Source organism: Marinospirillum sp. (assembly GCF_014859565.1).
Window position 1 is genome coordinate 1 of record NZ_JACUUA010000140.1, and the last position, 8,720, is coordinate 8,720.

The window sequence follows — 8,720 nt, forward strand, 5'->3', positions numbered from 1 at the left end:
ATCTGGAACAGCTTTTCCCGTTTGATTTCGGCTTCCTGCTTGTTGACCCCATGACCCAGTTCACGCTGATAGCCAGGATCATTCACCAACTGGGCAAATAGGACCGCACGGGCCGCCGCCAAAGGACGACGCGCCCACCATAGATGAAGGGTGCTGGGGTGGCCGTGGCGGATTGATTTCTCGCGTGCGGCAGCGACGTTAATATCATCCAGCGGCAGCGCCACTTCGATGAGTTTTTTGGGGGATTTGATGGGAGTCATTACAGTATCCATATTAAAGCACCGTCGCCAGCAGATGACGAAAGGGCGACTGATTTAAAAAGAGATCCAGTTGTTCCGGCTGGTTTTTCAGCACCTCTAGGGCGCTGTTTAGCCAGCGCTGGCGGTCAGCGACTAAGGTGCTGTCTTTGTTCAGGCCCAGCATATCGCGGGTTTGCGTCACCTGATGTCGCTCGCGGCGTGTTAAGCCTTCAACCGGTTGCAGGCTGCCATCGGTGGTGGATAGTGTCCATTGTTTATTGCAACCTGGGCCGGGTTCGATGGGCAGCAAGCCATCTTTTTTCTTCTGGCCACAGGTTTGCGGGTTGATACAGCCGTGGGCGTAGTTGGTGTAGGTAAAACAAAGCGCTGGCTGGCCATTGGTTCCTGACTTGGGTTTGATATGTTCTAGCTGCCCTTCAGTAGCGGTTAACAGCCTTTCACAATAGACGCATAGCCCCTGCTGATCCTGATTCAGCGCTGCTTTAACACGTTGTTTAACGGGCTGAAACCTTTGATCGTTCCAAAGGCTGATATCCGCATTCGGGTGCTGTTGCAGAAATTGCGTTAGCTCAGGTACTCCACCGGGCCTGTGTTGCAGTTCTACCACGGTTAACCTTCCTTGTTGTGTTGTCGCTGTGCCAGAAAGCGCCAGGTTGCTAAATCACTGTCGTGGACCTGATAACCAGCCTGTTCCAGCTTGGCCAGTAGTGTTTGCGCTTCTGGGCTTGATTCCTGATTTTTTCTGACCATTAGCTCATAACGGCGAATATCGTCCAGCAGCGGTAGATCCGGGGTTTTGTGGGTACCTAAAATACGGGTCAGGGCATCACCGGCTTCATGGGCCAGTGGGCTGAAGCTTGGTGTTGTTACGTTAATACCGGCTTCATCATTGCGAATCATACGGATACACTCCGCCGGAACCGTACTCAGCACTTGGGGGCTATGGGTGGTAACGATAAACTGGGTCAGCGGAAAGGTCTTTAACAGATCGGTTAAGACCCGCTGCTGCCACTGTGGGTGCAGGTGTAGATCCACCTCATCAATCAGCACCACACCAGGGGTGTATTGCAAGGGTTCACATTCAAGGTTTTCTAAATTGATCTTCTGCAAAAAAGGCTGCTGTTTTATTGGCTGAAAGTCATGATCATAAAGTTTGGCTGTATCTGCATTACGCTCAAACAGCTCCACATTGGCGATACCCTGACGGCGGGCGTAGTCCATCGCCAGAGCCAGCATACTCTGATAGCCCTGGCTGAGCTGGTTGACCAGTAAAGGAGATGGCCCCTGTTCAGCATCGACTACCAACTTGCGTTCTTTATTGATGCGAGGATTGCGGTAAGCCTTACCCAGCAGGCTTTCCAGCGCCGAGCGTACAGTTTGCAGAATCGGGCTGGGATCAAAATCATTTCCTTCAACGTAGCGGTTTTGGCGCAATTCAGCCGCTTCTTCTGAATCAAACCACACCAGCAGCTCCCGCATGTCGGTGACAGCATTCAATGACTGATGCAAGGCGGTGGTCGGGTAACTGTAGTTAAGTTCGTTATCACGTAAACGCTGCGGCAGAGTAAAGTTCCCTCGGCCGACCCCGTAATAGGCAAACACCGGCAGGTAATCTCTTGCTTCAGTACCAAAGCTGTCCTGAATACGCAGCAGCTCTTGGTGTAGCACCTGCTGGCCGATCTCCTGAGCTGGTTTTTTACCTTTTATACTGGCTTGCCAAGTGTCCCACTTTAGACCGCTGGTGGTTTCGATAGCGATTCGGGCAATTTCTGCTCGTTTGGTAAACTCCCGTTTACGACCTTCGCCCCATCGGGTAATGCGAAAGTCCTTGTCTTCAATGCCGGTTGGATCTGTTTTTTCCAGTTGCTCATCATCAGTTGGCAGCTCATTACCCAAACGCTGGTTAGCAGAGGACAGCCAGTTCACGGCTGGTGCCAGCGCTGTGGCAATACCATCCAGTATCGCCGTTTTACCTGCACCGTTTGTTCCAACAATCACGGTCAGATTGGGATGAAGGTCCAGCGTCAGGCGCTCAAAACAGCGGTAGTTTTCAAATTTGATTTGCTTCAACCGAAAAGCAGAAAGATCGCGCACCTCTGTACCCTTAGCTTGTGAAGTGCCCTCGTGCACTGAGTTGGTATTCAGGCTCATCAGTTCTTGTCCTGCGCTGCTTTGGATAATAGGTATTTCAGCTCATAATTCACAGACGGTACACCAAAATCTGGCTCTCGGGTAAAGGGGTTTTGGATGTAATAGGGGCCTTCGTAGTCTTCGCCATCCACCAGCACCACGGCCAGCCAGAATTTTTCTGCACCCTGGTTCAGGGCATAGCAGATTTCATTGCGACTGACGGTAATCACTTCCTGACCTTTGGCGCGGCCTTTCACTTCAATGTGTCGATCCGGCAGAAGGCTGCCATCCGCTTGTGGCTGAGGGCGTGCAGTAATATCCCAGCCGCATTTTTCTGCGGAAACATCTTTTACACTGCGCCCCAGGGCTTTTTCATGCTGAATCACGGCCTGCATGGCGATCTGCTCAATACGCGCCCGTGAGGCAGCATCCACGGCAAATTGTGTCTCGCCCTTCTGGGTGGCCAGGTAGCCTTGTGGGATCACCAAGGCCCCACCGATCACGACCGGGGTGCTGGAGACCACTTGTTTCATGTCGTGCAGCTCACGTTTGCGCTGCTCTAGGCGGGCGGTTAACTCTTCCACCGTGCGTTTGGCATTTTGGGGCTGCAAGCGGGGTTGCTTACCGGCTGCCACCTCGTCAGTCAGTTTCATGTAGCGATCTGACCAGTAGCTGATTTCTTTCACCAAACGCTCATTCACTGCCGCCAGAATTTTATTGGATTGGGTTTCGCGGCGGTATTTCACTTCTTCATAGTGCCCCGGAACCAGATGCTGGCTGGCATAACGGAGTGCCAAGCTTTCAAGGTTGCCGCTTAGCCAAGGGGCTTGCAGCAGGTTTTTTAGATAGGGTTGGTCGGCTGCATCGATTGGCTGCAAATCCAGATGCGGTGCCCAGCCTTCATGCTGCGCCTGGCCCTGCTCGTTGATGCTGACAAACTGCAAGCGACGGGATGCGACCTTTGTTTGGTTGTTCTTGGCTGCATCCAGGCCCTCACGCACGCTGTGGTCAATCATGAAGAGCACACGGGGTTCGGTGGAGTCGTCGTTGGGATCAACCAGAACAGCGCCTTGCTTGAGCTTGTTGCGATGGGCTTCAAGCACCAGATCGGTGGTGGTGGCCATTAAAGGGTGCCCCGGATGAATCAGGCTGGCCATGGGTTTGCCATCCACGCGAATCTGGTCTTTTTCAAAACAAACACGCTCGTATTTTTTCAGCACTGGAGTGCGGGTTTCACCGATCACACGGTCGCGCTCACGAATGGCTGCGGGTACATGGCGGATTTCGTAGCGGCTGCCTTCTCTGGCTCTCAACTCTCCCTGCAAGAGCTGAAAAGCCTCAGTGAAGAAGGCTCGAATAAAGTAGGGCTGAAGTTTTCGGGCCTCGGCTTTTTCCATTTCTTCTTTGACTGCATAGAGCTGCTCAAGCCCCATGTGTTGATCCACCAAGGCGTTTCGCTTGATGATTTCTTTCAGGTGCTCGGTATCCAGCGCTCCCTCGATCACCTGATTCAGCCGGGCTTTGACTTCAGGCGACTCGCCATAGCGTATGGCTTCCATCAGCAGATCATGCAGGGATTGGTTCTCGAAGGCTTCCCCCAGAATGTCAAAAACCTTGCCACCAAGCGCCTGTTTTTCGATTTCCAGTTTGTCGAACAGCTTCTGGAAAACTTCACCTTCGCGGGTTTCATTGGCAACCAGGTTCCACAGGTGGCACACCTCGGTTTGTCCGATGCGGTGAATCCGGCCAAAACGCTGCTCTAGCCGGTTGGGGTTCCAAGGCAGATCGTAATTCACCATCAGGTTAGCGTTTTGCAGGTTGACCCCTTCACCTGCGGCATCGGTGGCGACCAGCACAAGCACATCAGGATTGTTACGGAACTGCTCCTGTACCTTGCGGCGTTCATCGCGGTTGGTGCTACCAGATATGGTGGTGACTGATTCAGGATTACCCAGTAAACCACTGATGCGTTGCACCAGATAGTTCAGGGTGTCTTTGTGCTCGGTAAAAATGATGAGCTTACGGCGTGCGCCACCCTGGGTGTACATTTCTGGGCGATCTTGCAACAGGTGAGAGAGTTCTTCCCATTTTTTATCGTTGCCGGATTGCACCACAGTCAGCGCCTGATACTCTAGGTCTTTCAGGATCAGGATTTCTGCTTCTAGCTCTGGGATGGTCTCCGCCGCCGTGGCTTGATCCACCACCTGTTCGGCATAGAGTTCATATTCCTCTGCACTGAGCTCTTCATCCAGTTCGCTGAAGTCTTCAGGGAGATCCAGTTTGCGGGTGACCTGATATTCACCCAAAGTTTCCGCCAGATTGCGCTGTACTGCGTGGCCTCGGGCAACCAGCTTCATTTCATCCAGACGTGACTCCAGCCGCTTACGACGGCGCTTTAGGGACTGGTAGATGGCCTCTGGGCTGGATGCCAGACGACGTTGCAACTGGGTCAGTGCGAACCCTACGGTGCCCTTGCGTTTGCCATCCAGATTATCGGCGCGGTTCATTTCGTTGCGAACGTAATCGGTGACCTGGCTGTATAAAAGCGCCTCGGCCTCGGAGAGCTGATAATTGGCTGTGTAGGCTCGTCGCTCTGGAAACAGGGGCGTTCCATCAAACTTCAGCAGCTCTTCTTTTACCATCCGGCGCATCATGTCGGAGACATCAACCTTGTGGGCACCTTCCCGGAATTTGCCATAAAAGCGATCACCATCCAGCAGTGAAAGCCAGATCTGGAAGTCTTCTTCCTTGCCGTTGTGGGGTGTGGCCGTCATTAGCAGAAAGTGTCGGGTAATCGAACCCAGCAGCTCTCCTAGTTGGAAGCGTTTGGTTTTGTTGATCTTGTTGCCAAAGTAGTTGGCAGATAGCTTGTGAGCCTCATCAACGATGATCAGATCCCACTCGGTGGCTTTGAGCTTTTCTTGTAGTTCTTCATTGCGTGAGAGCTGATCCAGACGGCAAATCAGTTGATTGGCTTCATTAAAATAATTACCGGATGCACACTTTTCCATCTTATCGCGGCCGAAAATTTCAAACTCAACGCCAAATTTTTCCAGCAGCTCATCCTGCCACTGGTCACTGAGTCCACCGGGTGAAACAATCAAAATCCGCTTGGCATCCGCTCGCAGCAAAAGCTCACGAATCAGCAGACCGGCCATGATGGTTTTGCCCGCACCGGGGTCATCCGCCAGCACAAAGCGCAAGGGTTGTCGGGGCAACATGGCTTCATAAACGGCAGAAATCTGGTGGGGCAGAGGTTCTACATTGGATGTGTGCACGGCCATCATGGGGTCGAACAAAGCGGCCTGAGTAATCCGGTAAGCTTCCAGTCCTAATTTGAAGTCGGCACCGGGTGCGTCAAATGCCCAAGGCCGTCCGGCTTGTGCTAATTCCAAGCGATTTTCATCACTGCGAAACAGCATCTGCTCACTGAACCCACCCTGGCTATCTTTGTAATAGACCGTCAGTGCACCTTCACCTAGGGGTTCAGTGGCAACAACGCGCACCACTTCATCCTGGCTGGTCAGACCACGAATCTGGGCATCCTTTTTGATGTCTTCAAGCTTGAGCATGTTTGATATCCGTGCCTTATGAAATCATGTCCAAATTTAAATTTGAGGGAGTGTATAGATCTCCCTGCTCAAAGCTCTTGTTGTGAGAAGCTATTTTGGTAGGTAGCATTGCTGAAAGGACGTAGAGCACAGCATGCTAGAAGTGTTCCGTAGTAGGATGGGAAATAAGCGAATAGCATCCTACATTTGTGTTTCTCCATTTTCTCACTTTTACCAAACATGCATGGCTATTGCAACACGATTAATATCAAATCAAACTCACACAGCAACACAATATGACTATGCGACTCGCTCGACAATCCCTTGCCGAGCCAGGCTTGATGAAGTCAGTCAAGGCTGCCCTGCAAATCACTAGGGATGGCTCCAACCAGTTTGGACTGCAGAAAATCCAGATCAATCGGTGACTCTGCATACTGAGTCAGCATCTGCTGGGTCCACTGTTCAATAGCAGTGTGATTGTCGTAGAAGTAAGGAAGGCCAAGCAGTGCTGCCATTCCATGACCTTGCCGAATCCTCATACGCTGAATCAATCCTGACGCTAGTTGAAACGCAGAAGGGGTCACCCACATCTTCATGCTGAACTTGCTGTTATACATTGTTGGTCTCCTGCATCAGTGTTGCCAAAGGGGATTGATCCGGTTGTGAACCGACCTGCGTAAACTCGCTGGCCAGGAGTCGGTCAAACGCTGAACCATCACGGCGTGTCAGGTTGGGCACATAACGTGAATAAACCCGAAACAGCATTTCGGTGGTGGTGTGCCCCATCTGCCGTGCAATCCATTCGGGGTTTTCACCAGCAGCCAGCCATAGGGTCGCTGCGGTATGGCGGGTCTGATAAGGCCTGCGCTGTTTTAAGCCAAGATGCCTGAGCAGTGGATACCAAACCCGCTTGGTCACGTTGTGGTGGCTCAGTGCAGCTCCTGTGCGGCTGCAGAACACCAGGTCATGTTGATGCGTGGTTTCCCACTGCACCTTGAGTGCCTCATACACCGGCTGGGACATGTGGATTTCCCTTTGTGAGCCATCCGTTTTGGTGGTGGTCATTTCACCACCCACCCAGGTTTCCCTGATCAGGATTTGCCGACGCTCAAAATCCACATATTTCCAGAGCAGTCCGTCAACTTCTCCGGTACGCATTCCAGTGAAAAACCGGACGGTGTAGTAGGGTCTGAAGTCTTCACGAACAGACCGCAGTATTTGCTGAACCTCTTCAATGGTGAACGGCTCCACATCGGTGCGGGGCACCTTCAGCGATTTGATTCCCTTCCAGGGTGAGTTAAAATCGTAACGATCAGCGGCTTCATTAAGCATCATCCGCAAAGGTGTCATCACCTTGTTGATGGTGGCAGGACTGAGAGGACTGTTCTTTTGCGCGGGTTCTTTGGCGAGAGTTGCGCGAAAGTTCAGTAAGTCTGCCTTGGTGATGCTGCTGATTACTTTTTCTCCAAACGCTGGAATCACGTAAGCCTTCAAGTTGGTTTGAACCGTACTGCGGTGGCTGTTACGCCACTCAACCTGCTTCTCTTCAAGCCAGATTTCAGCAAATTCAGCCAGCGTTGGAATGTCGCTGCCGTCGTCCTTATCGCCGTTCATCTTGATGCCGCGTTTCTCCCAGTCAGTAAACTGAGCCGCTTTTTTGCTGTTGGGAAAGTAATGCGCGTAACAAAAGCTGCCTAGCGTGATTTCGGCTTCGATCCGATCCAGGATTTGTTTGGCACGCCGCCGGTTGGCAGGTGTGTCTTCGAGCTTGGTGTATTCGCGGCAGCGATTTCCTTTATAACGAAAGTCGAGGAAAATTTTGCCGCCACGGCTATTGATTGCTCCCATTCTTGTCTCCCCTTAGCAAACGCCTGACATCAAGGTGTCGATAGCTGGTGCGTGGAACATGTCTTTCTCAATCTGCTCCCAGACATACAGAATCTTGCGGCCACCGAATGGGCGCAGATAGTGAACCCCTTCGATTAGCACTGCATCCTTCAGCTGATTGCGAATGGTGTGTGGCTCATATTTGATTCGTGCAGCCAGTTCTTCAGTGGTCAGGTAGGTGTATGACATAAAATTCTCCTTAGATTGATCTTAAGTGAGTCAAATGACTCTGATTAGAGTTATATCAATCATAAGAGCATCCGTCAAGAGTAAATTTGTTCATGTGTGAGGCATTTGATAGACTTGTGATACAAAAAGGTCAGCAATGAGGTGGTCGGTGATCAGGATAATGTTCAAGCAATTGCTTGATGAGAAGAGTTTTAAAGAGGGAAGGCGTATAACGGTGGGTGAAGTGTGTGATCGTACAGGGATCAGTCGAGCTACTTTGACTCGAATCTCAAATACTCCAGGCTACAACACCAATACAGATACGCTTGATCTGCTGTGTGACTATTTCAAATGCAGTCCTGGCGACTTGCTGCAGCATCACCCAGCGGAAGTGAGTGAACAGAAATAACAGGTTTAGGTTAGTGATTGCAGTTTGTGGGTAGGGGTCATTTTTCCAGCCTGGTTCAGATGTTGGATCTCTGTGAAAAACCAGGTCGGTCTCAGAATGGTCTCAATTTGGTCTCAAATGAAATTTGCCTGATTTTCAGCTGATCGAAAACACGGGCGATGAAGCAGTTTTTCATCAGGAAGGTATTTTTGAAGGTAGTCTGTAAGCCTTGATTTGTCAGGGTTTGACAAGATTGCAGGGTGGCTTGGTTCAGAGAAAATCATCGAAAAGCAATGGCGCGCTCGGCGGGATTCGAACCCACGACCCCTGCCTTCG

The 8,720-nt window shown here is 51.4% G+C and carries 9 protein-coding genes; 1 reads left to right on the forward strand and 8 read right to left on the reverse strand.

All coding sequences use genetic code 11. The annotated features are described in order from the left end of the window. The 7 genes from IBX50_RS14365 to IBX50_RS14395 all read right to left on the reverse strand — a co-directional run. On the reverse strand, nt 1-260 hold a 260-nt coding region (locus IBX50_RS14365), incomplete at its 3' end, for a DUF1156 domain-containing protein (RefSeq protein WP_292256972.1). A 13-nt stretch (nt 261-273) separates the two neighbouring features. Further along, nucleotides 274-867, reverse strand: a complete 594-nt coding sequence (locus tag IBX50_RS14370; RefSeq protein ID WP_292256974.1) for a retron system putative HNH endonuclease — start codon at nt 865-867, stop codon at nt 274-276. Between the two features lie 2 nt (nt 868-869). Next, on the reverse strand, nt 870-2,411 hold the full coding sequence (locus IBX50_RS14375; RefSeq protein WP_292256976.1) for an AAA family ATPase: 1,542 nt from the start codon (nt 2,409-2,411) through the stop codon (nt 870-872). Then, nucleotides 2,411-5,962 (reverse strand): helicase-related protein, encoded by a 3,552-nt coding sequence (locus IBX50_RS14380; protein ID WP_292256978.1) that lies wholly within the window; start codon nt 5,960-5,962, stop codon nt 2,411-2,413. The genes IBX50_RS14375 and IBX50_RS14380 overlap by 1 nt, the downstream gene beginning before the upstream one ends. 326 nt (nt 5,963-6,288) lie before the next feature. After that, the gene (locus tag IBX50_RS14385; protein ID WP_292256980.1) at nt 6,289-6,558 is read right to left on the reverse strand and encodes a hypothetical protein; all 270 of its coding nucleotides are present in this window, start codon (nt 6,556-6,558) and stop codon (nt 6,289-6,291) included. Continuing rightward, nucleotides 6,551-7,789 (reverse strand): DUF3596 domain-containing protein, encoded by a 1,239-nt coding sequence (locus IBX50_RS14390; protein WP_292256982.1) that lies wholly within the window; start codon nt 7,787-7,789, stop codon nt 6,551-6,553. Before IBX50_RS14390 ends, IBX50_RS14385 begins: the two co-directional genes overlap by 8 nt. Before the next feature lie 12 nt (nt 7,790-7,801). Then, nucleotides 7,802-8,017 (reverse strand): hypothetical protein, encoded by a 216-nt coding sequence (locus tag IBX50_RS14395; RefSeq protein WP_292256984.1) that lies wholly within the window; start codon nt 8,015-8,017, stop codon nt 7,802-7,804. A 160-nt stretch (nt 8,018-8,177) separates the two neighbouring features. On the opposite strand from IBX50_RS14395, the gene IBX50_RS14400 reads away from it, so the two are divergent. Beyond that, nucleotides 8,178-8,405, forward strand: coding sequence for a helix-turn-helix transcriptional regulator (locus IBX50_RS14400; RefSeq protein ID WP_292256986.1), 228 nt, complete (start codon nt 8,178-8,180; stop codon nt 8,403-8,405). Nucleotides 8,406-8,518: 113 nt separating this feature from the next. On the opposite strand, the gene IBX50_RS14405 is transcribed toward IBX50_RS14400, so the two are convergent. After that, a partial coding sequence (locus IBX50_RS14405) for a hypothetical protein (RefSeq protein ID WP_292256987.1) occupies nt 8,519-8,720 on the reverse strand: 202 nt, incomplete at its 5' end.